At 67.2% G+C, this 23906-nt stretch carries 26 protein-coding genes; 3 read left to right on the top strand and 23 right to left on the bottom strand.

Annotated elements, in window-relative coordinates:
* Positions 1-34 precede the first annotated feature (34 nt).
* The 16 genes from N2L00_RS00510 to dacB form a co-directional block, all read right to left on the bottom strand.
* Entirely contained in the window at positions 35-361 is a 327-nt protein-coding gene (locus N2L00_RS00510; protein WP_255765597.1) for an Lsr2 family protein, read from the bottom strand.
* A gap of 276 nt (positions 362-637) precedes the next feature.
* Positions 638-2092: a lysine--tRNA ligase gene (gene lysS, locus N2L00_RS00500; protein WP_255765748.1), complete on the bottom strand. Its 1455-nt coding sequence runs from the start codon at positions 2090-2092 to the stop codon at positions 638-640.
* Positions 2093-2229: 137 nt separating this feature from the next.
* Complete coding sequence (gene panC, locus N2L00_RS00495; RefSeq protein WP_255862173.1) at positions 2230-3129, bottom strand: pantoate--beta-alanine ligase; 900 nt, start codon at positions 3127-3129, stop codon at positions 2230-2232.
* Positions 3130-3161: 32 nt separating this feature from the next.
* Positions 3162-4082, bottom strand: a complete 921-nt coding sequence (locus tag N2L00_RS00490) for a Rossmann-like and DUF2520 domain-containing protein (RefSeq protein WP_255862174.1) — start codon at positions 4080-4082, stop codon at positions 3162-3164.
* A complete protein-coding gene (locus tag N2L00_RS00485) occupies positions 4069-5700 on the bottom strand; it encodes a PH domain-containing protein (protein WP_255862175.1) in 1632 nt (543 codons plus the stop codon). Before N2L00_RS00485 ends, N2L00_RS00490 begins: the two co-directional genes overlap by 14 nt.
* Positions 5697-6209 (bottom strand): PH domain-containing protein, encoded by a 513-nt coding sequence (locus N2L00_RS00480; RefSeq protein ID WP_255765593.1) that lies wholly within the window; start codon positions 6207-6209, stop codon positions 5697-5699. The genes N2L00_RS00485 and N2L00_RS00480 overlap by 4 nt, the downstream gene beginning before the upstream one ends.
* Positions 6202-6720, bottom strand: a complete 519-nt coding sequence (locus N2L00_RS00475; protein WP_255862176.1) for a DUF3180 domain-containing protein — start codon at positions 6718-6720, stop codon at positions 6202-6204. Before N2L00_RS00475 ends, N2L00_RS00480 begins: the two co-directional genes overlap by 8 nt.
* 4 nt (positions 6721-6724) lie before the next feature.
* Entirely contained in the window at positions 6725-7216 is a 492-nt protein-coding gene (gene folK, locus N2L00_RS00470; RefSeq protein ID WP_255862177.1) for a 2-amino-4-hydroxy-6-hydroxymethyldihydropteridine diphosphokinase, read from the bottom strand.
* Positions 7213-7614 carry a dihydroneopterin aldolase gene (gene folB, locus N2L00_RS00465; protein ID WP_255862178.1) on the bottom strand — a complete coding sequence of 134 codons (402 nt, stop codon included), beginning with the start codon at positions 7612-7614 and terminating at the stop codon, positions 7213-7215. The genes folK and folB overlap by 4 nt, the downstream gene beginning before the upstream one ends.
* A gap of 4 nt (positions 7615-7618) precedes the next feature.
* Positions 7619-8524: a dihydropteroate synthase gene (gene folP, locus N2L00_RS00460; RefSeq protein WP_255862179.1), complete on the bottom strand. Its 906-nt coding sequence runs from the start codon at positions 8522-8524 to the stop codon at positions 7619-7621.
* A gap of 7 nt (positions 8525-8531) precedes the next feature.
* Positions 8532-9146, bottom strand: a complete 615-nt coding sequence (folE, locus tag N2L00_RS00455; protein ID WP_255765588.1) for a GTP cyclohydrolase I FolE — start codon at positions 9144-9146, stop codon at positions 8532-8534.
* Between the two features lie 69 nt (positions 9147-9215).
* Positions 9216-11300 (bottom strand): ATP-dependent zinc metalloprotease FtsH, encoded by a 2085-nt coding sequence (gene ftsH, locus N2L00_RS00450; protein WP_255765587.1) that lies wholly within the window; start codon positions 11298-11300, stop codon positions 9216-9218.
* 188 nt (positions 11301-11488) lie between these two features.
* A complete protein-coding gene (gene hpt, locus N2L00_RS00445; RefSeq protein ID WP_255765586.1) occupies positions 11489-12040 on the bottom strand; it encodes a hypoxanthine phosphoribosyltransferase in 552 nt (183 codons plus the stop codon).
* Positions 12041-12078: 38 nt separating this feature from the next.
* Positions 12079-13242, bottom strand: a complete 1164-nt coding sequence (tilS, locus tag N2L00_RS00440; protein WP_374676591.1) for a tRNA lysidine(34) synthetase TilS — start codon at positions 13240-13242, stop codon at positions 12079-12081.
* Positions 13243-13248: 6 nt separating this feature from the next.
* On the bottom strand, positions 13249-14433 hold the full coding sequence (locus N2L00_RS00435) for a zinc-dependent metalloprotease (RefSeq protein ID WP_255765585.1): 1185 nt from the start codon (positions 14431-14433) through the stop codon (positions 13249-13251).
* A gap of 67 nt (positions 14434-14500) precedes the next feature.
* Complete coding sequence (gene dacB, locus N2L00_RS00430; RefSeq protein WP_255862180.1) at positions 14501-15919, bottom strand: D-alanyl-D-alanine carboxypeptidase/D-alanyl-D-alanine-endopeptidase; 1419 nt, start codon at positions 15917-15919, stop codon at positions 14501-14503.
* Positions 15920-16146: 227 nt separating this feature from the next.
* On the opposite strand from dacB, the gene N2L00_RS00425 reads away from it, so the two are divergent.
* Positions 16147-16692, top strand: coding sequence for an inorganic diphosphatase (locus N2L00_RS00425; protein WP_255765746.1), 546 nt, complete (start codon positions 16147-16149; stop codon positions 16690-16692).
* 81 nt (positions 16693-16773) lie between these two features.
* Here N2L00_RS00425 and N2L00_RS00420 read toward each other — a convergent pair whose 3' ends face one another.
* Entirely contained in the window at positions 16774-16986 is a 213-nt protein-coding gene (locus tag N2L00_RS00420; RefSeq protein ID WP_255765583.1) for a hypothetical protein, read from the bottom strand.
* 75 nt (positions 16987-17061) lie between these two features.
* On the opposite strand from N2L00_RS00420, the gene N2L00_RS00415 reads away from it, so the two are divergent.
* The gene (locus tag N2L00_RS00415) at positions 17062-17697 is read left to right on the top strand and encodes a hypothetical protein (RefSeq protein ID WP_255862181.1); all 636 of its coding nucleotides are present in this window, start codon (positions 17062-17064) and stop codon (positions 17695-17697) included.
* A gap of 1 nt (position 17698) precedes the next feature.
* Here N2L00_RS00415 and N2L00_RS00410 read toward each other — a convergent pair whose 3' ends face one another.
* Both N2L00_RS00410 and serS read right to left on the bottom strand, forming a co-directional pair.
* Positions 17699-18544: an HAD family hydrolase gene (locus N2L00_RS00410; RefSeq protein WP_255765581.1), complete on the bottom strand. Its 846-nt coding sequence runs from the start codon at positions 18542-18544 to the stop codon at positions 17699-17701.
* 141 nt (positions 18545-18685) lie between these two features.
* Entirely contained in the window at positions 18686-19960 is a 1275-nt protein-coding gene (serS, locus tag N2L00_RS00405; RefSeq protein ID WP_255765580.1) for a serine--tRNA ligase, read from the bottom strand.
* 67 nt (positions 19961-20027) lie between these two features.
* On the opposite strand from serS, the gene N2L00_RS00400 reads away from it, so the two are divergent.
* A complete protein-coding gene (locus tag N2L00_RS00400) occupies positions 20028-21101 on the top strand; it encodes a diacylglycerol kinase family protein (protein ID WP_255765579.1) in 1074 nt (357 codons plus the stop codon).
* Positions 21102-21147: 46 nt separating this feature from the next.
* Here the strand turns inward: N2L00_RS00400 and N2L00_RS00395 are convergent, their stop codons facing one another.
* From N2L00_RS00395 to N2L00_RS00380, 4 genes are all read right to left on the bottom strand, one after another.
* Positions 21148-21405 (bottom strand): hypothetical protein, encoded by a 258-nt coding sequence (locus N2L00_RS00395; protein ID WP_260554425.1) that lies wholly within the window; start codon positions 21403-21405, stop codon positions 21148-21150.
* A 95-nt stretch (positions 21406-21500) separates the two neighbouring features.
* Positions 21501-22475 carry a DNA topoisomerase IB gene (locus N2L00_RS00390; protein WP_255862183.1) on the bottom strand — a complete coding sequence of 325 codons (975 nt, stop codon included), beginning with the start codon at positions 22473-22475 and terminating at the stop codon, positions 21501-21503.
* 50 nt (positions 22476-22525) lie between these two features.
* The gene (pheA, locus tag N2L00_RS00385) at positions 22526-23506 is read right to left on the bottom strand and encodes a prephenate dehydratase (protein WP_255862184.1); all 981 of its coding nucleotides are present in this window, start codon (positions 23504-23506) and stop codon (positions 22526-22528) included.
* The gene (locus N2L00_RS00380; RefSeq protein ID WP_227920571.1) at positions 23503-23829 is read right to left on the bottom strand and encodes a rhodanese-like domain-containing protein; all 327 of its coding nucleotides are present in this window, start codon (positions 23827-23829) and stop codon (positions 23503-23505) included. The genes pheA and N2L00_RS00380 overlap by 4 nt, the downstream gene beginning before the upstream one ends.
* Positions 23830-23906: the final 77 nt, after the last annotated feature.

Genomic DNA, 23906 nt, shown 5'->3' with positions numbered 1-23906 from the left:
TGTTCGCCATGGGCGTGAGACCTAGGCGGTATGCCTAGGACTGCGCGGCCCGGTAGGCGTCGATGATCTCGCTGTTCACGCGGCCGCGCTCGGAAACCGTGTAGCCGTTCTTGCGGGCCCATTCGCGGATCTGTGCCGCTTCGTTGCTGCGGGCCGAGCCGGTGCCGCGCGGACGTCCGGTGCGGCCTCCGACCTTGCGGCCGGCATCCACATAGGGCTTCAGTGCATCGCGGAGAGTTTTCGCATTGTCTTTCGACAGATCAATCTCGTACTGTGACCCGTCCAAGGCAAACCGTACGGTCTCATCCGCACTTCCGCCGTCGACGTCATCCACGAGAATGATTTTTACCTTTTGCGCCATGACAGGCTCCTAAGCAGCTAAAAATGGGAAGACTAATTATGAGACCACTTAGAGTATGACGCAATTGGTAAAGCCCCGTCAAAGTACTTGGCTATTTATTCTCTTCTTCACTCGGTTTTTTCAAAGCTTCATGGTCTACACTCTGGTCAGCTTCCCGTTCTGCCTCGGCAAGGGCCTGCCGCTCCGACCGGTCCGAGTTAAGCAGGGCCCTCATCACGAAATAAAAGAGAGCTGCAACACAAATTGACGGCAGGAGGACTTCTACATATTCCATGGCTAACCCATTTCCGGCTTAAGGAGGGGAAACAGAATTGTTTCCCTGATTCCTGTATTCGTGAAAAGCATCACAAGGCGGTCAATTCCCAGACCGATGCCGCCCATGGGAGGGGCACCATATTCCAATGCCCGAAGGAAGTCCTCGTCCAGGGCCATGGCCTCGTCATCGCCGCCGGCCGCCAGCAGGGACTGCTCGGTGAGGCGTTCACGCTGGATAACCGGGTCAATCAATTCCGAGAAAGCCGTGCCGCGTTCCATGCCGCCGATGATGAGGTCCCAGGCTTCGATCAGGCGGGGGTCCTCGCGGTTAGGACGGGCGAGCGGCTGCGCGGACGGCGGGTAGTCGTACACGAAGGTCGGCTGCAGCAGCGTCGGCTCCACAATTTCGCCGAATAGTTCGATAACCAGCTTTTCCGCGTCCCACTTCGGATCCACCTTCACGCCGTGCTTTTCCGCAATATCGCGGAGCACGGCTGCGTCGGTGTCCGGGGTGATCTGTGTGCCCACCGCTTCGGACAGGCCGGGGTACACACTCAGCCAGCGCCACTCGCCGTCCAGGTCAATGGTGCCGGCCGCCGTTTCGATCTGCCGGCTGCCCATGAGGTCCGCACAGTGCAGGATGATTTCCTTCATCCGCTCGGCCATCACGAACTGGTCCGCGTAGGCCTCGTAGCATTCCAGCGTGGTGAATTCGGGGGAATGCGTGGAGTCCACGCCCTCGTTGCGGAAAATGCGGCCGATTTCGAACACCCGCTCGATCCCGCCGACCACTGCACGCTTGAGGTACAGCTCCGTGGCGATGCGCAGGGTCATCTTCTGGTCGAAAGCGTTCAGGTGCGTCTCGAACGGCCGGGCAGCGGCACCGCCGTGCACCAGCTGGAGCATGGGGGTTTCCACCTCCACATAGCCGTGTCCGTGCAGGGTGTCGCGGACTCCGCGGATAACCGCCGCGCGCTTGTAGACCATGTCCCGCGCTTCATCGCGGACCATCAGGTCCACATAGCGCTGGCGGACGCGGGTTTCCTCGCTCAGTCCGGCGTGCAGCACCGGCAGCGGGCGCAGCGCCTTGGAGGCCATCGACCAGGACTGCGCCATCACCGAGAGTTCCCCGCGGCGGGAGGAAATCACCTCTCCGCGGATAAAGACGATGTCGCCCAGGTCCACCAGCGACTTCCAGTCCGCCAGGGATTCCTCTCCGACGACGGCCAGGCTGAGCATGGCCTGCAGCCGGGTTCCGTTGCCTTCCTGCAGGGTGGCGAAGCAGAGCTTTCCGGTGTTGCGGATGAACACCACGCGGCCGGTGACGCCCACGGTCTCGCCGCTGGCTTCGTCGGCCTCGAGGTGGCCGAACTTTTCGCGTACTTCCTTGAGCGAGGCGGTGCGTTCCACCCCTACCGGGTAGGCCTCATCCCCCCGGTCGATGAGCCGCGCGCGCTTCTCGGCACGGATGCGCATCTGTTCGGAGGTGTCTGCGGCTTCGGGAACGGGGTTAGATGTGGTCACGGTTATTAAGTTTACAGAGCAAAGCACCGCTCCCGGTTCCTGCGCTCCGTGCACCCGCACCGGGTACGCACGGAGCGCAGGTACTTTTGCTACGGCAGCAGGGTGTTGTCGATCAGGCGGACCGGACCGACCCGTGCGGCCAGCAGTGCCAGCGCGGTTCCGGCCAGCGGTGCGCCGGAAGTATCCGTGAGCGGTTCAAGGGTCTGCGGGTCCACCACCTCGAAGTAGTCCAGTTCCACTCCGGGCTGCGACGAAACGAGTTCGACGGCGTCGGGCAGGTCCAGGGGCCGGCCCGCCGCAGCGCGTTCCTTCAGCAGGTTCAACGCCCGGGACAGCACCAGTGCCGCCTGCCGCTGGCCGGCGTCGAGGAAGCGGTTCCGGCTGGATTCGGCGAGTCCGTCGGCCGCCCGGACAATCGGCACACCGGTGATCTCCACGTCGAAGTTGAGGTCCGCGACCATACGCCGGATCAGGGCCACCTGCTGGGCGTCCTTCTGCCCGAAGTAGGCCCGGAAGCGCGCCGGTACCGGCGGAGCAGCCAGGTGGAAAAGCTTGGCGACCACGGTCAGCACGCCGTCGAAGTGTCCCGGCCGGACGGCACCTTCCCAGCGGGTGCCCATGGTGCCGGCGCTCACGCGGACCAGCGGCGCTCCGCCGGGGTACATTTCGGCCTCGGACGGGGCGAAGACCAGGTCCACTCCGGCGCGGCCCAGGAGCTCGAGGTCCGCATCGAGGGTGCGGGGGTACCGCTCGAGGTCGGCCGGGTCGTCGAACTGCAGGGGATTGACGAACACCGAGGCGGTGACGACGTCGTTGTCCGCCCGCGCGGCACCCATCAGGGAGGCGTGCCCTTCGTGCAGGGCACCCATAGTGGGAACCAGCGCGAGGGAGGGAAGGCGGGCGGGGTTGGCTGCGGCCGCTTTTTGGAGCAGCTCCTCCGTGGCGGAGCGCAGTTCGGCGGCGGTGGTGACGAGGCGGGGGGTGTTCAACGCTGTCCTTCTATGGGGGTTCGTTCGGATGTTCAGGGTTCCTGCGGGTCCCGGAGGGCGGCCAGGATGGCTTCACCCTGCCGGGGGGTGAGCAGTCCGCGGTCAACGGCCCGGGAGGCCGTCGCGGCGGAGAGTGCGGCGTAGGCGGCGCGGAGGTCCTCCGCGCCTGCCTGGGCAAGGGCGCGGGTATGTGCGGATACGGTGCCGACGTCGCCCCGGGCCACCGGGCCGGTGAGGGCACCCTCGCCGGAGGCCAGCGCGTTTTCCAGCGACGCGCGCATGAGCGGCCCCAGGAGCCGGTCCGGATGTTCGACGCCGAGGCCTGCCAGCAGCTCTGTGGACTGAGAGGCCAGGGTGACCAGGTGGTTGGAGGCATGGGCGAGGGCCGCGTGGTAGAGCACGCGGTCCGCTTCGTCGATGACCACCGGTTCGGCACCCATCTCCACCACGAGTGCCTGGGCGATCGGCAGGACGGCGGCGGGGGCGCTGATGCCGAAGGAACAGTCCGCCAGACGGGTCAGGTCCAGGCTCATCCCGGTGAAGGTCATGGCCGGGTGCAGTGCCAGGGGAATGGCGCCCGCTGCCCGCGCCGGGGCAAGGATTTCCGTGCCGAACCGCCCGGAGGTGTGGGCTACCAACTGTCCCGCCTGCCAGGCGCCGGTTTTCGCCAGTCCGGAGACCAGCGGGCCCAGGGCATCGTCCGGAACGGCGAGCAGGACGAGTTCGGAGCGTTCCACGATGTCCGGAATCTCAAGGATCGGCACTCCGGGAAGCAGGTTTTCCGCCCGTTCGCGGCTGGCGTCGGACACCGCGGAAACCCCGACGACGGCGTGCTCGGCCGCGCGCAGGGCAGCACCGAGGACGGCACCGACCCGGCCGGCACCGATGACGCCGACTCCCAGCCGGCCGCGGCGCCGGCGTTCTTCGACGCTGGCTGAATCAGCGGTGTTCATGGGGAGGCTCCTCCTTGGAGACGGGTAGCGGCATCACCGGGGTGGGCGGCGGGTTGGCAGGGGTGGACGGCGGATTGGCAGAGCTGGGCGGGGCGGTCGGTACCGGGGCCGGAGCGGCAGGCGCGGACTTCGCCAGGGACGGACCGGTTCCGCGCAGCCACTGTTCCGGGAGGTCCCGGCGGCGGGCGGTCCGGGCGCGCAGCGCCTGCTCGTGGAGCAGCTGCCGGGCGGTGTCCGCATCGATTTCCACCACTCGAGGGGAAACCGGGCCGGGTGTGGAGTGCAGGACCAGGTCTGCCAGGCGCAGGCGGCGGGCCACCGGGCCCTGCTCCAGGGCAAGGGACTGGGTCCTGCTGTGCGGAACCACCTGAAGCGACCGCCACAGGAATCCGTGCCGGGACAGGATCGCCGTCTCCGTGACGAGGTAGCCGTTCCGGCGCCGGGAAAGCGGGGACAGCCAGCGGGCACGCCGCGGTGAGACGGTGAAGCCCGCTGCCGGGCCGGTCCCGTTCATCCCTGCGGTGAACACTCCCACCGGATCCTCGGTACCGGGATCCGGGACAACCAGGGCCAGCATCTGCAGGACCTCTTCCGGGGTACCCGCGGGCAGCAGCCGGGTGCGCGCGGAGGATTCACTGTCGGCGCCGACTCCGTACCCTGCAACGTTCACGGAGATCGAATACCAGCCGGTGATCCGCCACAGCGGCGGCTGCCGCACGGCCAGGGCCTGGATCCGGCCCGGCGGTACCGTCTGCGTGCGGGTGTCCAGCAGTCCGGAGCGGATGCGGATACCTTCCCGTGACACGGAGGCACGGAAGTTGAAGCCGGAACTGAACAGGCCCCAGTACGCACTGCCGAAACCGAAAATGATCGGGACCATGGCCGCAATGGAGGCGGCCTCGCCCGTGAGCGCCGTCAGGACAATTACTCCCGCAACGGCCAGGATCAGGAAGACGGTGGTCCCGGACAGCAGGACGGAGGCAATCACGCGTCCGGCCGACAGTGCCAGCACCTGCCGTTCTCCAGGCACTGTTGCCTCGCCGGCACCGTTGCCGCCGTCGGACTGTTTTTCGTCGAGGCCGGAGGCATCCTCGAGGATCCGAGCCCGCAGCTGCTGTGCATCCGGCAGCCGAAGGAAAGCCAGGCGCACTGCCGACTCACCGGCGTCGGCTACCTCAAAGCGCAGTTCGGCCAGCCCGAAGATCCGTGCGAGCAGGGGCTGGACGATGTCGATGGCCTGCACCCGGTCCAGCCGTGCCTGGCGTTGGCGGCGCACCACCACACCCGAACGCACGCGGATGTGGTCATGGGTCAGCTGGTAGCGGGTAACCCACCAGGAGAGGAAGAAAGAGCCGGCGATCACCACCAGGGCGATCCCCAGGGCCAGTACCGTCCAGAACAGTGCCGTACCGGCGGGCAGGTCCATGCGGCCGTCGGTAAACCACGACTCAACCTGGTCCCTGCCCACGAAATAGGCGAGGGCGGCCAAGGCTATCCAGCCGCGGACCAGCGGGGAAACCGGGTGCACCCTTTTCCACTCGGGTTCCGTCTCGATAACCGAATCGATGCCGGCGGTTTCGGGGTCCTTGCCCGGCCCCCGGGCGGCGCCGGCGGTCACAGCCCGGCCAGCTGCGCTTCGCCGCGGGCGGACAAATGCTCCCGCAGGCGGGCACCCTCGTCAGCAGGCAGTCCGGCAATGCCGGCGTTGGTGCCCGGGGCGGCGGTATGGAGTTTCAGCGTGCACAGCCCGAAGGCCCGTTCCAGGGGTCCCACTGCCACGTCCACGTACTGCATCCGGCCATAGGGAACCACCAGGGTGCGCTGGAAGAAGATGCCCCGTCGAAGCAGCAGGTCCTCGTTGCGTTCGGCGTAACCGAGGGCACGGACCTGGCGGGGAAGCAGGATCCCGCGCCACAGCAGGGTTACGGCAAAGAAGATGGGCAGCCCCCACGCCAGCCACGCCGGGTATCCGGGCCAGATTCCGGTGAGGCGCAGCACCAGCGGAAGGCCGGTCACCACCAGCGTGATTACGGTTTCAATGCCCCAGCTCAGCAGCCTCAGCCGCAGGTACTTCGGTGAGACGCGCTGCCACTGCACTGCTGCGGGGTCGATTGCCTCGCTAGGCATATTCTCCTCCATCCCCCGCTCCATCTCCGGAGCCGCCTCCTGGGCCGGGCTCGGACCCGGTGCCGTCCTTGTCCACAGGGGGCAGCTTACAGAACCGCTCGACGGTAAGCCCCGTGGCAATCATCAGGATCCCGCCTACGCTGACGGCGAGGGAGGACCAGGTGCCGGCGTGACCCGGCCGCAGCGACCACAGGGGCAGCTGGGTGAGGAAGATCGCGGCATGCCAGCCGAGCAGCAGGGCACCGGCGTAGGCGAGTGCCTGCGCCAGGACAACCGTGCGGGCGGCGGCAATGGGGTCAAGCTCCCGGTCCCGCCGGCCGTTGCGCCAACTGCGCACCCGCAGCCCGAGGAAGAGGGTGGCGCCGGTCACCAGGATGATGGCCACCAGCGCCACCGAGCTCAGCACGGGTGCGGGATAGCCGTTTTCCGACAGGAAGTAGTTCGCCGTCCAGCCCACAACGCCGGCAGCGAAGCCGATGACGGCCAGCCACCGATACTGGATGCTGCTCACGGGCTCATTCTCCTTCGAAGACTTCGAGTCCGGGGAGGTCCTCGGCACGGGCGGCCAGCTCGGCCACGGGCACCGAGTCCAGCCGGGCGTCGGGTTCCATCCAGGCCCAGGGCTGCAGGACAAAGGCCCTCACGGCGGCACGGGGGTGCGGAATGGTGAGGTCCTCCTCGTCCAGTCGCAGGTCCCCGTACGTGATGATGTCGACGTCGAGGGTCCGCGGGCCCCAGCGGACAATGCGTTCGCGGTGGTGGCGTGCCTCGACGGCCTGGCAGTGCGCGAGCAGGGCGTGCGGTTCGAGTTCGGTTTCGATCGCCACCACGAGGTTGAGGTAGTCGGGCTGTTCAGGGCCGCCGACCGGACGTGTACGGACCACGGGGGATACAGCGCTCAGCCGTACCTGCGGATGGTCGGCCAGGTCCGCTACCGCCGTGGAGAGGGTGTCCCGGCTTTCGCCGAGGTTGCTTCCAAGGGCAAGGACGCAATGGACGGCAGTCATGCGCGCTCCCGGTGGATGGTCACCGCGACGTCGCCGAATTCCACCGTGATCGGCGCCTTCGGCTTATGCACCGTGACCTCAACTGCGGCAAGGACGGAGAAGGAAGCCAGGACGGCGTCCGCAATCCGGCCCGCCAGCGCCTCGATCAGGTTCAGCGGTTCCCCGGTGATGATCTGCACTACGCGTTCGGCAACCTCGCCGTAATGCGCCGTCAGGGTCAGGTCATCCGTGGCCGCTGCCGGCCGCAGATCGGTAAACAGGACCAGATCCACAGCGAAGGGCTGGCCGTCCCGCCGCTCGTGGGGGAAGACACCGTGGAAACCGGTGGCAGTGATGCCGCTCAGCGTGATCCGGTCCCGTGTTCCGGGGGCCGTTCCGGAACCTCCGGTGCTCAGCATCCGGCTACGCTTTCCATGCCGCGGCGACTTTTACGGCATCAAGGCTGGCCGGCACGTTGTGCACGCGCACGGCCCAGACGCCGGCGGACGCCGCCAGCGCAGTCACCGCGACCGTAGCGTTGTCGCGTTCCAGCGGCTGGGCCGCCTTCCCGTAGCTGGTGAGCAGCGAGCCAAGGAAACGCTTGCGGGATGCACCGATAAGGACGCGGTGGCCCAAGGCGTTGAGACGGTCGATTCCGCGCAGCAGCTGCCAGTTGTGTTCGCCGTCCTTGGAGAAGCCCAGTCCGGGGTCGAGGATGATCTGTTCGGGGGCCGCACCGGCGGCGTAGAACCGGTCACGGACCTTCAGCATTTCCGCTGCCACCTCTTCGACCACATCGGCGTAGCTGGCGTTGGGGTCATTGCTGCGGACGTTGCCGCGGCTGTGCATAAGGATGTACGAGACCCCCGTACGGGCAACAAGCCCGGGCATCCCGGGATCGGTTTCGGTGCCGGACACGTCATTGATGATCGCGGCGCCGGCCTCAATCGCCTTTTCCGCCGTGGCCGCATTCATGGTGTCGATGCTGACGAGGGCTCCTGTACGGACCAGGGCCTCGACCACGGGCAGGACCCGCTCCTGCTCCGCTTCCGGGGAGACGCGGACGGAGTCCGGCCGGGTGGATTCACCGCCGACGTCGATGATGTCGGCGCCTTCGTAGTGCATCTTCAGCCCCGCACGGATTGCCGCGTCGGTATCGGCGAATTGCCCACCGTCGCTGAAGGAATCCGGCGTGACGTTGAGGACACCCATAACCAGGGTGCGGTCAGTGGGAAGGTCGGAAAGCCTGCGCGCCTTGCGGGCGGGCCGCAGTACGGGCAACGGGGAGGTTGCCGGTCCTGTGCCGGGTGCGGCAGCGAGTGAATCCATGGTGGTCCTATCGTCCTAGTATCAGGCTCATTGCTTCGGCCCGGGTTGCGGTCTCGCGCAGTTGGCCGCGCACCGCCGAGGTCACGGTCTTGGCGCCTGGCTTGCGCACCCCGCGCATCGACATGCACAGGTGCTCGCATTCAATAACCACTATGGCACCGCGGGGGGAAAGATTGGTCATCAGTGCGTCCACGATCTGGGTGGTCAACCGCTCCTGGACCTGGGGCCGCCGGGCGTAGATGTCTACCAGCCGGGCGAGCTTCGACAGGCCGGTCACCTTGCCCTCATGGGAGGGGATGTAGCCGATGTGCGCGGTGCCGTGGAACGGCACCAGATGGTGCTCGCAGGTGGAATAAAAGGGAATGTCCTTGACCAGGACCATTTCTTCGTGGTCCAGGTCAAAAGTGGTTGCCAGCAGGTCCGAGGGGCTCTGGTGCAGGCCGCTGAAGATCTCTGTATAGGACTTGGCCACCCGGCTGGGGGTTTCCCTTAAACCGTCGCGGTCCGGGTCCTCCCCGATCGCGAGGAGGATTTCCCGGACCGCCCGTTCAATCCTTGGCTGATCCACCGGGGAATCCGCTGCCGCTTCGGCGGTCAGTAGTTCATCATCGAAATCCGTCACTGGTCGATCCTATCGCGCCGGTACTTCGTTCCCCGGCTATGCCGGGCGGCCCCGCAGGGCCGCCCGGACCTACGCCTCGGGGGGCGTGCTGCCGTTGCTTCCGCTCCGGCCGGGATGGCTGCCGTTCCCGCTGCCCTTGGGCAGGCCATTGCTGGACACATCGAAGTCCTGCGGCAGGTCGGCGTCGGCAATCTGGTCCTGCGGAGCAACCGAGGCCGGATCCGGGGCACCGATTTCCTTGGCCTGGCGCCGTTCCTTCTGCGAGACCACCGGCGGCATGCTGTGGACGGGGCGAGTGGGCTTGGACAGCCAGACCTCGCGGACATCGCGCTTGCGCACATCGGAGAAGACCTCGGCGATCTCCGCCTGGTTCAGGGTTTCCCGCTCCAGCAGCTCCAACGCGAGCCGGTCGAGGACGTCGCGGTTCTCGGTGAGGATCTGGTACGCCTCGTCATGCGCGTTGTCCAGCAGGCGCCGAACCTCCTCGTCAACCACATAGGCCACCTGGTCGGAGTAGTTGCGTTCCTGGCCCATGTCCCGGCCCAGGAACGGCTCTCCGCCGCCGGAGCCGAGCTTGACCGACCCGATCCGCTCGCTCATGCCGTACTGGGTGACCATCTTCCGGGCCGTGGACGTGGCCTTTTCGATGTCGTTGGAGGCCCCGGTGGAGGGATCGTGGAAGACGATCTCTTCGGCGACGCGGCCGCCCATTGCGTAGGCGAGCTGGTCCAGGAGCTCGTTGCGTGTGATCGAGTACTTGTCGTCCTGCGGCAGGACCATGGTGTAGCCGAGTGCCCGGCCGCGCGGCAGGATGGTCACCTTGGTGACCGGGTCCGTGTTCCGCAGTGCCGCAGCCACCAAGGCGTGTCCGCCTTCGTGGTAGGCGGTGATCTTGCGTTCCAGTTCCTTCATCACGCGGCTGCGCTTCTGCGGGCCGGCGATCACGCGGTCGATGGCCTCATCCAGTGCGCGGTCGTCAATGAGGTCTGCGTTGGAGCGGGCGGTCAGCAGCGCCGCTTCGTTGAGCACGTTGGCCAGGTCCGCACCGGTGAAGCCCGGCGTCTTGCGGGCAACGGTTTCGAGATCCACGCCGGGAGCCATCGGCTTGCCCTTGGCATGGACCTGCAGGATGTGCAGGCGGCCCTGCATGTCGGGTGCCTCGACGCCGATCTGGCGGTCGAAGCGGCCCGGACGCAGCAGTGCCGGGTCCAGGACGTCGGGCCGGTTGGTGGCAGCGATCAGGATGACGTTGGTGTTGCCGTCAAAACCGTCCATTTCCACCAGCAGCTGGTTCAGCGTCTGCTCGCGTTCGTCGTTTCCGCCGCCCACGCCGGCGCCGCGGTGGCGGCCGACGGCGTCGATCTCGTCCACGAAGATGATGGCAGGGGCGTTGGACTTGGCCTGCTCGAAGAGGTCGCGGACGCGGGAGGCACCCACGCCTACGAACATTTCAACGAAGTCCGAGCCGGAGATCGAGTAGAACGGCACACCGGCCTCGCCGGCGACGGCGCGGGCCAGCAGGGTCTTGCCGGTGCCGGGAGGGCCGTAAAGCAGCACACCCTTGGGGATCTTTGCGCCCACGGCCTGGAACTTGCCCGGATCCTGCAGGAATTCCTTGATCTCGTGGAGTTCCTCGACGGCTTCGTCGGCGCCCGCGACGTCGTCGAAGGTTACCTGGGGCATGTCCTTGTTGGTCAGCTTGGCCTTGGACTTGCCGAACTTCATGACCTGGGAGCCGCCGCCCTGCATGCGGGACATCAGGAACCAGAAAATCAGGCCGATGATGATGAACGGCAGGAACAATCCGAGGAAGCTGGTGAACCAGTTGGTCTGCACCGGCTGGTCCGTGTAGTTTGCCCCGGAATCGTTGACCGCCTGGACTATTTCCTCGCCGCGCGCAGTGCTGAAGTAGAACTGGACGTCAGTGACGCCCTTGTCATCAACGCCGCTGTCATTCAATGTCAGGTCGACCCGCTGCTCGCCGTCATAGATCTTCGCCTGCGAGACTTTGTCCTGGTCGAGAAGCTCTATGCCTTCCTTGGTGTCCACTTGCGTGGCCCTGGTGGCAGTAAGGCTCGGCACAAGGATCAAAAGAGCGGCCAATGCCAGCGCGATCCAAATGACCGGCCCCTTGAAGAAGTTCTTGGATTTCATTCGTCGTCAGGGCTAATGCCCCGTCCCTCCTGGTCAACAACGCTGGTATGCGCGGAATTTACCTACTAGCTATACACCGTCCCTCAGAAGAACACGGTCAGGGGAAGGGATTAGTTCCCTCAGGGCGTAGAGCGTTGCATCCGTGACGGTCCCTTGTCAGGGACGGGGAGGAACGGGGCCGGAAACCGTTATTCGTAAACGTGCGGCGCGAGGGTGCCGATGAAGTCCAGGTTGCGGTACCGCTCTGCAAAGTCCAGGCCGAAACCGACCACGAACTCGTTGGGGATTTCATAACCGACATACTTAACGTCGATTTCCACCTTGGCTGCCTCCGGCTTGCGCAGCAGGGTGCAGATTTCCACGCTGGCCGGTCCGCGGGATTCCAGGTTGGTGCGCAGCCAGGAGAGCGTGAGGCCGGAGTCGATAATGTCCTCGACAATCAGCACGTGCTTGCCGAGCAGGTCCGTCTCAAGGTCCTTGAGGATGCGCACGACGCCGGAGGACTGCGTGCCGGAGCCGTAGGAGGACACTGCCATCCAGTCCATGGTGACGTGGCTGTGCAGGGCGCGGGAGAGGTCAGCCATAACCATCACGGCTCCCTTGAGCACGCCAACCAGCAGGACGTCGCGGCCGGCGTAGTCGCGGTCAATTTCGGCCGCCAGTTCATTGATCCGGGTTTGGATCTGTTCCTTGGTGTAGAGAACGTGCTTGAGATCTGACTGGACGTCGTGTGAATCCACGAATGACTCCCGGGTGCGAGGTGTTGCAGCTTTGGATGTTAGGTGCTGCTCTTTTTCCTAAACACAAGATTGCCATAGCTTGAGCCGCCGTGGTGAACCGTTTTAGCGCGCGGCTGGCGGTAGACACTGACTTTCCCCACCAGCTGGACGGGTCCCGCCGACCCGGTTCGCCGCAGCAGCGACTGGACCGCCGCGAGGCGCTCGTAGCTCGGCTGGGCACCGCCGAGTTCGAGCGCGGCGAGGGCCAATACGCGCTGGCGGACGGCGGGGGCAAGGTTCCGCAGCTGCTCTTCGGGCAGGAGCAGCTCCCCGGAATCCGGGACGTCACCGGCCGGACCGGCGACGCGCAGCTCCGCAAAGGCCTGCGCCGCGACGGCGTCCAGATAGTCGGCGTCGGCGGAGAGGATACGTGAGGAACGGAACAGGGCTTCGGCGATGCCGGGGCCCAGCTTTTCTTCCAGGAACGGCAGCACTTCGGTACGGACCCGGGACCGGGCGTACGCGGGATCCCGGTTGCTGGGATCGTGCCAGGGGTCCAGCCCGGCATGCTCGCAGATCTCGACCGTCTGTTCGCGGCGCAGGCCCAGGAAGGGCCGCAGGTATTTTCCCCGCACAGCGGGCATGCCGGCCAGGGACCGGGTGCCGGAACCGCGCATCAGGCCCAGCAGCACCTGCTCGGCCTGGTCGTCAAGGGTATGGCCAAGCAGGACGGCGTCGGCGTCCAGTTCCTCCACTGCGGCGTCCAGGGCGGCATAACGGACCGTGCGTGCCGCCGCTTCGGGCCCCATGCCGGAGGCCGGCACTTCCACCTTCCGCACGAGGACGGGTTCCAGGCCCATCCCTTCCAGCTTGCCCCGCGCAGAGGCGGCCACGTCTGCACTGCCGGGCTGCAGGGAGTGATCAACGACGACGGCGCCCACCCGGTAGTCCCCCCGCCGGGAGAAGAACGAGGCGGCCAGCGCCAGGGCAAGGGAGTCGGGCCCGCCGCTGCAGGCCACCAGGATCAGCGGCGGATGGTCTCCGCCCGGGGCCAGGCCGGCGTCGCGCAGGGTGTCACGGATGCTGTTCCGGGCATCCCCCAGCGTCGGAAGGAGCCGTTTGCGCACCCGCGGCGCGGGCCGGGCGGCGGCATGTGCCGCGGTGTCCGCTGTGGAGGCGGTGTTGTTGGAGTCGTTGGAGTCGTTGGAGTTTTCGTCGAGCACGTGCGGTTACAGTCCCATCCGGGCAATCCATAGGTCTGCGGAGTGGATCTCCGCTTCGGTCGGGAGGTTTTCGGGGCGCTCCCACACCCGGTTGAAGCCTTCCATGCCCACCCGGTCGGTGACGGCGCGGACAAAGCGCGCGCCGTCGCTGTACTGGCGCATCTTGGCATCCAATCCCATGATCTGGCGGAAGAAGCGGTCAATCCAGGTGCGCTTGGCGCCGCGGTTGTTGAACCGCTGCCGGATGGTCTTGACGCTGGGCACGATGCTCGCATCCACGGCGTCCATCACCACGTTCGCGTGGCCTTCCAGAAGCGACATCACGGCCGTCAGGTGCGAGAGGCGTTCCTTGTCCTCCGGATCCTGCAGCAGGGAGAGCAGGTCCACGGACTTGTGCGGCACGCCGTCGGCGTCCACGCCGCCCTTGGGGGCTGCCAGCGCCTTCACGGCGGAGCCCAGCCGCTCGGAAATGGTCTGCGCCTTGTCCATCATGCCGTTGGAGAGCTGGCTGATCTGCTCCAGCATGTGCCCGCGCAACCAGGGAGCGGCCGCGAACTGCACCCGGTGCGTCTGCTCGTGCAGGCAGACCCAGAGGCGGAAGTCGGCGGGTTCCACGTTCAGTTCGCGTTCCAGCGTGACGATGTTCGGGGCCACCAGCAGCAGCCGCCCGCCGGGTTTGCCGACACCGCCCAGCGCGGCGAAGGGATCGTACTGGCCCAGGACCTTGCTCGAGAGGAAGGCGAGGATAGTGCCCAGCTGCGCACCGGTCATGGTTCCGCCCAGTGCGGTGTTGGCGGCGGCCAGCTGTTCCGGCCGGGTTTCGGCCAGGTGCTGCAGGGCCGGGCCCATCAGCACCGAGAAGCTCTGCGAGTTGGCGCGGGCCCAGGATGCCCGGTCCACAATCAGCACGTCCGAATCCCGCAGGTCCCGGGCGGCGTCCAGGCCGGTGATGCGGTGGACGTGCGCAACGGAGGCGTCGGCGGCGGCCCGCAGGTCCGCCACGGCGTCGCGGATCTCGCGGGCGGACATCTTCGGTCCGGGCGCCACCATGGCCGCAGCGGTGGAAGCGGCCAGGTCCCAGTTCACCAGGGACGGCGCCCCGCCGGCAGACGGGTGGGCGTCGGTATTTTGCCCTGCAGGGGCGGAAGGCGCGGGGACGGGGGTCGGACGGCTTCGCTCGTTGCTCTCCATTGCTCCATTCGACCACATTGGCTTCCGGCGCCACACCACCTCGGGGGAAGGAACCGTCCTTGTTTCGTCAGCGGCAGCCGCATCCGGCCAGCACCGCGGCGGCGGAATCCACCGCGTCCCGTGCCTGCTGGGTGTTTCCGTCCAGGCCGCTGGCTATGAAGGTGAAGGCCAGGACCCGGCCGTCGGCGTCGGCGGCGTACCCGGTCAGCGCGGTGACCGCCAGCAGGGTTCCCGTCTTGGCCCGCACAATTCCCGCCGCTCCGGAATCGGCGGTCTCGTCATACCGCCCGGCCAGCGTTCCGCTCAGGGCCGCAACGGGCAGCCCGCCCGCCACCGCGCGCAAATCGGGGTCGGTGGTGGTGAGGAGGATCTGCATCAGCGAGTTCAACTGCGAGGCGGACACTGAGGTTTCACCGGACAGGCCGCTGGTATCCCCGAGCACCATTGCTCCGGTGTCCACGCCAAGGGCGGTCACTTCGGCGACAACGGTTTCGATTCCCCCGGCAAAGGATGCCTCCCGGTCCGTCGCAGCGGCGCTGAGCCGGGCCAGTACCTCCGCCAGGTAGTTGTCCGAGTTCAGCAGCATGTAGTCGACCTGTTCGGCCAGCGGTGCGGAACGGACCTCGGCGAGGGCAACAGCATCTGCCGGAGCGGCGCCGCGTTCAACAGACAGCTCGACGTCGATGCCCTTGGGTGCCAGGGCGGCAGCCAGCGCGGCGCGGTAGGACTCACCTGCGGACAGGGCGGCGTCGTCGACGCGGGGCCCAGGCCCGGTGCCCTCCTCTGCCCACGCCGAGCTCACCGCAAGGGAATGGATCGGGGCGATCTCCCCGGCCGCGACGTCGGCTTCCCCCCACGCGTCCGAGAGCGCCGGGCCGGTGAACAGCGAATCATCCACCAGCACCTTCACTGGTCCTGCGGTTTCCTTGTCGGCAAGCGCCGCGGCGGTCTTTTCGGCCAGGGTGGCCAGCCCGGCGTGGCCCGCCACGGAATCGGGATCCGACTCTCCAGCGGTGAGCAGCACATCGCCGCCTCCGCGCAGGACCACCGTGCCGGGGTCCTCTCCCGGCAGTGCGGTGGTGGGAAAGCGTGTCCCGCCGTCCATCGCGGACAGAGCCGCGGCGGCAGTCAGGACCTTGAGGCTTGAGGCGGGGGCCAGCCCGGCGGCGGCGTCGCGCTCATAAAGCACCGTGCCGGTGAGCACGTCCTGCACCACGGCGGAGAAGGTGCCGCTGCCGTCCACGGCCAGTTCTGCGTCCAGCAGGCGCCCCAACTGCTCCGCATCCGGCATCGGGTCCGACGCCTTCGGAGCAGACACCAGCGCCCTGTCCGTGAGCTTCACGGGTGCCTGCTGGTAGCGCGGAACCACCTCGGCGCGCTGCAGCCGCGGTTCGGTCAGGGACTGGGCAACCGGCGGGAGGGCATAGCAGGCCAGCGGAACCAGCAGCACTGCGAAGGCCAGGGCCAGCAGAGTGCCGGAGAACATCCGAGACATGTCCCACCGACTCTTTCTTTTCCGCCGGCTTACCCGGCCCGTTCCGGCCCTGCACACGTTCTGTGCACAGGACATATATCTTTAAGACTAGACCGACGCCGGCGCCCGCCCCCATCTTTCCGGTCGCGGGGCATGCCGGCGCATGATCGCCAGCCAAATCTTTCCAGTGGTTCCTCCGCGGGCCACGCCAGTGAGGAGTCGCAATGTCCGAAACGCCCATGACGCTCGACGTCACCATCGAGATCCCCAAGGGATCCCGGGTCAAGTACGAAATTGACCACGAAACCCACCGCCTCCGCCTGGACCGGGTCCTGTTCACGTCCATGGCCTACCCCACCCACTACGGGTACTTCGAGAACACCCTCGGTGAGGACGGCGATCCCCTGGACGCGCTGGTAATGCTGCAGGACTTCGACCTGATGCCCGGCGTCCTGGTGGAATCCCGCCCCATCGGCGTGTTCAACATGGTTGATGACGGCGGCGGAGACGCCAAGGTTCTCTGCGTTCCCGTGGACCCGCGCTTCAACCACATCCAGGACCTCTCGGACGTCTCCGACTTCCTGCTCGACGAGATCAAGCACTTCTTCACGAAGTACAAGGACCTCGAGCCGGGTAAGTGGGTTGAAGCCGCTGACTGGGCCGGCCGCGAGGACGCCGAAGCCGAGGTCAGGGCCTCCCTGGAGCGCTTCAAGGCACACGGCGAAGGCCACGAAGAGGACGAGGCCCAGGGCCGCGACGTCGACGCCAACCCCGTCAACAACTAGTTCTTCCTACCGGCCCTGCCGGTACGACGGCGGCTGCGCCCTTCGCGGGGGCGGCCGCCGTCGGCGTTTAACCCGGCAATGTCAGTTGCCGCGTGCCTTGCGCCGTGCCCAGGCGCGCAGGTCTCCCGCGTGGGTCCTGGCCGGGACAACCGCCACCAGTACGGCTGCCGCAAGGACAATCCAGCTGGACGTCAGCCATGCCGCCCACGCGCCCAGGAGGACAACGCCCGCTCCGAACAGCAGGCGAAGCAGCGGGCGGCGATCCGGGCTGGGCGCTTGGTCTTGGCTGGTCATGCGCCCGACTCTACCGCTAGGGCGCGCCACAACCGGATTCGGTTGTTTTCCCCGGAAATCTGACATGCTGATGCCATGCATTTTGTGCTGACCATCAACCAGCGGGACTCCCGCGAGGTCGGGGACCTGGTTCCGGGCCTGATCCGCTCCCTTCGGCATCTGCCTGCTGCCGTTCCCTTCCAGCGCACCGTCGGCGACGAAGCCCAGGGGGTGCTGACGGATGCAGCCACCGCGGTGGAAGCCGCGCTGACAGCGGTCCGGCAGCGCCGCTGGCATGTAGGGGTGGGCGTCGGCGAGCTCCAGGTTCCCCTGCCCGAGGATCTGTTGGACGCACGGGGCTTCGGCCTGGTCTACTCGCGGCGTGCCGTGGAGCGCGCCCAGCGCACCGGCGACCGTGTGCCGCTAGCGGTGGAGGGGCCGGATGCGGAACTGGCGGCGGAGGCGGAAGCCGTGCTGCGCCTGCTGGGCCTGATTGTGGCCGCCCGGTCCGAGGCCGAGTGGAAGGTGCTGGACCTCATGACCCCGGGAGCGCGCGGGCAGCAGAAATTCGTAGCCCAGGAGCTGGGGATCACCGCGCAGGCCGTGAGCAAGGCGGTGGTCCGGTCCCACTGGAGTGAAGAATGGGCCACCCGTCCGGCCGCCGCGCGGCTGCTGGGACTGGTCTACGGCCCGGCGTCGCTTCCGCCGGCCGCGCTCCCCTACCGGGCGTGAGCTAGGACTCGTCCAGCACGCTGGACAGCACGCTCGCCGCACCGTCCTCGTAGACCGTGCCGGTGACCTCGGAGGCTGCTGCCAGGACCTCGTCCGGCGCCTGCCCCATGGCCACTCCGCGGGCGGCCCAGTCCAGCATCTCAATGTCGTTGCGGCCGTCGCCCAGGGCAATGGTCAGCGTCGGATCGACCTCCAGCCGGCGGCGGACCAGTTCCAACGCGCTGGCCTTGGTGACACCGGACGCGGCGATATCCAGCCAGGCAGTCCAGCCCACCGAGTACGTCACGCCGTGCAGGCCGATCGCCTCCACCGCTTCGCCGAATTCCTCCGCGGTGCTGTCGGTGCTGAAGACCACCACGCGTACGGCCTGTGCCTCCAGCATCGATTCGAAGTCCACGGCGAGGGCTTCGGCGCCGAAGCTGGCGTCCTGGAAGCGCTCGGTGGACAGGAAGCGCCCTTCAGCGTCCTCCAGGGCGAACTTTGCGGTTGGAAGCTTCGCCCGCAGCGCGGCCAGTGCCGGTTTCGGGTCGAAGACCACACGGTCCATTACTTCGTAGCCGTCTTCGAGGGAGGGGTCCAGGCGCAGGGTCACGGCGCCGTTGGAGCACACGCAGTATCCGCGGGTCAGGCCCAGGAGTTCGAGGATGGGCAACGCGGCCCCGTAAGACCTGCCGGTGGCCACCACCAGGTGGTGCCCTGCCGCCAGGGCCTTTCGTGCGGCCCCGCGCACGCCCGGGGACATGTGCCCGTCGTGGTCCACGAGGGTTCCGTCTACGTCGAGGGCCACCAGGTGCCGCTTGTCAGGGGTTCGCTGGTCTTCGATGCCAGCGGTACTCAAAGTTGTCATCGTTTTATCTAAGCAGATGGGTAAGGAAGGCGGCTAGGACAGCCGCCACAGGACGTACCGCCGGACGGCGGTTGCGTGCCCGGGCAAACGACGGCGGGACCGAAGGGCAGTGCCCATCGGTCCCGCCGGCTTGGGAAGGAGCTAGAGGACCGGAAGGACTTCCAGGCCGCCCAGGTACGGCTGAAGCGCAGCCGGGACATTAACCGAGCCGTCCGGGTTCTGGTGGTGTTCCAGGATGGCGACGATCCACCGGGTGGTGGCCAGCGTTCCGTTCAGGGTGGCGACCGCACGGGTGCCCTTGCCCTCGGCCTGGCGTTCGCGGATGTTCAGGCGCCGGGCCTGGAAGGTGGTGCAGTTGGAGGTGGACGTCAGCTCGCGGTAGGCATTCTGGGTGGGAACCCAGGCCTCGCAGTCGAACTTCCGCGCCGCCGACATGCCCAGATCGCCGGCCGCCGTGTCGATGACCCGGTAGGGCAGTTCGACCTTGGCCAGCATTTCCTCTTCCCACGCCAGCAGCCGGCGGTGCTCTTCCGCCGCATCCTCCGGCCGGGTGTAGACAAACATTTCCACCTTGTTGAACTGGTGGACGCGGATGATGCCGCGGGTGTCCTTGCCGTGCGAACCGGCTTCGCGGCGGTAGCAGGAGGACCAGCCGGCGTAGCGGACAGGTCCGCCGTCCAGCTCAAGGATTTCGTCGGCGTGGTAGCCGGCCAGCGGCACCTCGGACGTGCCCACCAGGTACAGGTCGTCTTCGGCCAGGCGGTAGATCTCGGCGTCGTGCGCCACATCGAAACCGGTGCCCTGCATCGTCTCGGGACGGACCAGGGTAGGGGTGATCATCGGGACGAATCCGGCCTTCACCGCCTGGTCCATGGCCATGTTCAGCAGTGCCAGTTCCAGGCGGGCACCGACGCCGCGCAGGAAGTAGAAACGGGAGCCGGAGACCTTGGCGCCGCGTTCCATGTCGATGGCGCCGAGCAGCTCGCCGATTTCCAGGTGGTCGCGGGGCTTGAAGCCCTCGGCCTCAAAGTCGCGGGGGTTGCCGACGGTCTTGAGGACCTCGAAATCGTCCTCGCCTCCGGTGGGAACGCCGTCGGACACCAGGTTGGGGATCCGGCGCAGCAGCGCATCGGACTCGGCCTGGATGGCGTCGGCCTCGGCGCCGGCGGCCTTCACCGCGGCAGCCAGTTCCTTCACCTCGGCCAGGAGGGCCTGCTTCTCTTCGCCCTTCGCGGCGGCGACGCGCTTGCCGAAGGCGTTCTGCTCGGCACGGAGGGTCTCGTAACGGGTCCGGGCGTCGCGGCGGGAAGCGTCAGCGGAAATGATCGCGTCCACAAGGCTCTCGTCGGCCAGCCGGGCGCGCTGCGAGGCTCGGAATTTTTCGGGGTTTTCGCGGAGCTCATTTACATCGATCACGTCTCAAGAGTACCCAAAACCCGCCCGGCCTTGGCTTTGCGGGGCGGCGGCTATTCTGGGAGGCATCATGCCCGTTGAAATTACCCTCCTCCTTGTCCTCATCGCCGCCCTGTTGGCCTCCGCCGCAACCTGGGCCATTGCCGGCACCCGAAGCAGGAGGCAGGCGGCAGCGGACGCGGCGGTGTTCGCCCCGCGCGGAGCGGCCCACCAGCGGGTGGCGATGGTCGTCAACCCGATCAAGGCGCTTGCTGCAGACGCCGAGAAGCTGCTGAGGGCTTCCTGCGAGCTGGCGGGCTGGGATCCGCCGCTGATCCTGGAAACCACCGTGGACAGCCCGGGCTATCTCCAGGCGCTGCAGGCGCTGGAGTCCGGGGCCGACGTCGTCCTCGCCGCGGGCGGCGACGGCACCATCCGCGAAGTCTCCCGCGCGGTGGCGCATTCCGGTGCAGCGTTGGGCCTGATCCCGCTGGGCACCGGCAACCTGCTGGCCCGGAACCTGGATATCTCGGTGGCGGACCTGGCGGGAAACATCCGTAACGCCCTGCACGGGGACGTGCGGCGGATCGACATGGCGGACATTGTGCTCGAAGATGCCTCCACCGGCGGGCGTTCCCACAACGCGTTCCTGGTGATGGGCGGGATCGGCCTGGATGCCCAGGTGATCGCCGCTACCCGGGATGAACTCAAGAAGCGGGTGGGCTGGCTGGCCTACAGTGAAGCCGGCGTCCGGCTGCTGCCGGGGAGGCGCACGCGGATGACCGTCAGCCTGGACGACGGTCCGGCGCAGTCACAGAACGTGCACAGCGTGCTGGTGGCCAATACCGGACGCCTGCCCGCCGGCATCGATTTCATTCCCGACGCCGTGGTGGATGACGGACTGCTGGACGTCGTCATCATCAGCCCGCGCAGCGTCCTGGGCTGGGCCTGGGTGGCAGGCAAAGTGATGACGCGCTACCCCAAGGACCTGCCGGTGATCCGCCACCACCGGGTCCGGAAAGTCACGGTGACCGTCGCGGAACCCACGCAGACCCAGCTCGACGGCGACCTGACCGGTCCGGCCACCACCATCGCGGTGGAGGTGGATGCCGGCGCCCTGCTGGTCCGGGTGCCGCCCTCGCCCGTCCTGCCGCCGGAGGCATAAAAACGGCGCCGCACCGGTGGGTGCAGCGCCGTTTCGGGGGAAGGCGTTACTTGCCGTCCTGGGTGCCCTCGGAGTCGGTGTAACCGCCTTCGCGGCCCTTGTCCGTCCTGGCACCGTCTTTGTCGGTGTACTCGCCTTCGTCCTCGCTGGGGGAGGACTGCTCGCGGATCAGTGCCTCTTCCTCGGCAAAGCGGATGTCGTTGCCCTGGTCGCCGACATCGCCGCGGTAGTTATCGTCATTGGTGGAAACACCGCTGGGCTTCGGGTCCTTGAGCTGCTCTTGTTCGTTCGGGTACTCGCTCATGCCGGCACCTTCCTTCTTGGGGTGGTTGTCCAGTGCGCCAATACTGCGCGCGCCTTCCATCAGCATACTTATTGCCGGTCCCGGCGGAAACCCGGTTAATTCTCGAGCATGTTCCGGGTTGCGGTCTCCGAGGCGGAGAACCCCGTCACGGGGATGACCTGGCCGTCGAAGAAACGGTCCACCACCCGGGGATCAATGTAGGACTTGCGGGCGATTGCCGGGGTGTTGCCCAGGTGCTCCGCCACGTCGCGTGCAGTTGCTGCCACGGCCTTCTGCTTCGCCCGGTTGGTAGCGGCTGCCGGCGCCATCCGGGCCAGGGACATGGCCGCCACCACCGTGGCCTGCCAGGTGCGGAAGTCCTTGGCGCTGAATTCTCCGCCCGTGACCTCCCTCAGGAAAGCATTGAGCTGGGCGGCATCGACGCTGTGCCAGGCGCCGTCCGCGCCGAGGTAGGCCAGGGCCGTGTCCGCGTCCGGGCGGCGGAGCATCGGTTCGAGGGCCGCCGCGAGGTCGGCGTCCTTGATGGAGGTGTGCCACTCCTGGCCGCTCTTGCCGGGGAAGTCGAAACGCACTTCGGTTCCGTCCAGCCGCACGTGCTCGATCCGCAGGGTGGTGGTGCCGTAGGACCCGTTGGCGTCCGCGTACCGGGCGCCGCCCACGCGCAGCGCGCCGGCGTCGACAATCCGCAGGGCCGCGGCCAGGGCGCGTTCCGAGCCGCAGCCTTCGGCGCGCAGGTGCTTGGTGATCAGGCGGCGGGCCGCCGGAAGGGACTGGGCGAACGCCAGGGCGCGGTCGAATTTCTCCCGGTCCTTCATTTCACGCCACTGCGGGTGGTACATGTACTGCTTACGTCCGGCGGCGTCGGTTCCCGTCGCCTGGATGTGGCCGTTGGCGTACGGGCTGATCCAGACATCCGTCCAGGCCGGCGGAATGGCCAGCGAGCGGATCCGCGCCACGACCGTGCGGTCGGTGATGACGTTTCCGCGGACATCCCGGTAACTGAATCCCTTGCCCCAGCGCCGGCGGGAGTAGCCGGGATGTTCGCAGTTGCTTCGCCGCAGTCGGCCCATGGTGCGTCCCTTTCACCCGCCGCGGAACGGTTCGGCCGCAGCTTCCAGCCCTAGTATCCGTTCAGCAGGGACTCGAACCAAATGTCAGCGGCCCGGAACGCCTCGTCGCTGGTGTGCCGGGGTATTTCCGACTCGCGGTGGTCCGCCCGCGGATAGGAGCCCAGGAAACGCAGTTCCGGACTGATCCGGTGCAGGCCCTTCAATGCATCCGCCATCCGGGCATCCGCCACGTGGCCGTCGGCGTCGATGCTGAAGAAATAGTCACCGAGGAACATACCCGTGGGACGGGACTCGATCCGGCTCAGGTTCACCCCGCGGGTGGAGAACTGCTCGAGGATTTCCATCAGGGCACCCGGGTGGTCCTCCGGCAGGGGAACTACGAGGGTGGTCTTGTCGGAGCCGGTTGGTTCGGGGAGCAGGCCGGGCTGGCTGATCATCACGAATCGGGTGACGGCATCGCGGACATCGCCGATGTCCGCCGCCAGAACTTCCAGCCCCAGCCGCTGCGCCACCAGCGGTGCGCAGATCGCCGCGTCGAAGGACGGATCGGCTTCGCTCAGTCCTACTGCTGCCGCTGCCGTTGAGGAAGCGGGCAAGTATTCCGCTGCGGGAATATTTCCCGCAGCCCATTCCCGGCACTGCGCCCAGGCATGGGTGTGCGTGGAAACCGTGCGGATGTCCGCCAGGGCCACCCCCGGCCGCACCGCCAGGACAAAGGTGATGGGGACCAGGATTTCCCTCAGGATCCGCAGCGAGGCACCGGCGGACAGCGCATCGAGGGTGGCACTGACACCGCCCTCCACCGAGTTTTCAATCGGCACGACTGCAGCGGTGGCCTGCCCGGAGCGGACCATTTCCAGTGCGGAATTCACGCTGGGCGCCGGAATGCGGATGGCGTCCCGAGCGCCCGGAATGGTCAGCAGTGCAGCCTCCGTGAAGGTGCCCTCCGGCCCGAGGTAGGCATAAACCACGGTTTCCCCCAGCGGACCGCGGTGATGCGGGGCGGCCTGGGTGTCGGCGGCATGCGTCATTTAACGGTCGGTTCCTGCCCGTTGTCGGAAACCATGGGCTTCCCCGCCTCGAGCCAGGCACCCATCCCGCCGTTGACGTTGACGGCGGAGTAGCCGTTGGCTTCCAGCCACTGGGTGGCCCGGGCGCTGCGGCCGCCGGTGCGGCAGATGACGGCAAGGTCCTGGTCCGGGTCCAGATCGTCCAGGGCCTCGGGCAGCCGGTCGAGCGGGATGTGGAGGGCGCCGTCAACGTGGCCGGCCTCCCACTCGTAGTCTTCCCGTACGTCGAGGATCTTCGCGCCCTCGGGAATGGTGTCTACGGTTACGCTCTGCATCTCACTCATTGCTGCCCTCACTGTCGAACGGAAATGTCGCCCCGCACCACGCTTCCGGGCACGCCCGGGCCCGCCGTACGGTGCCG

It is taken from the genome of Arthrobacter sp. zg-Y1171 (assembly GCF_025244845.1).
Taxonomy (GTDB): Bacteria; Actinomycetota; Actinomycetes; order Actinomycetales; family Micrococcaceae; genus Arthrobacter_B.
This window is presented reverse-complemented; position numbering and strand designations above follow the sequence as displayed.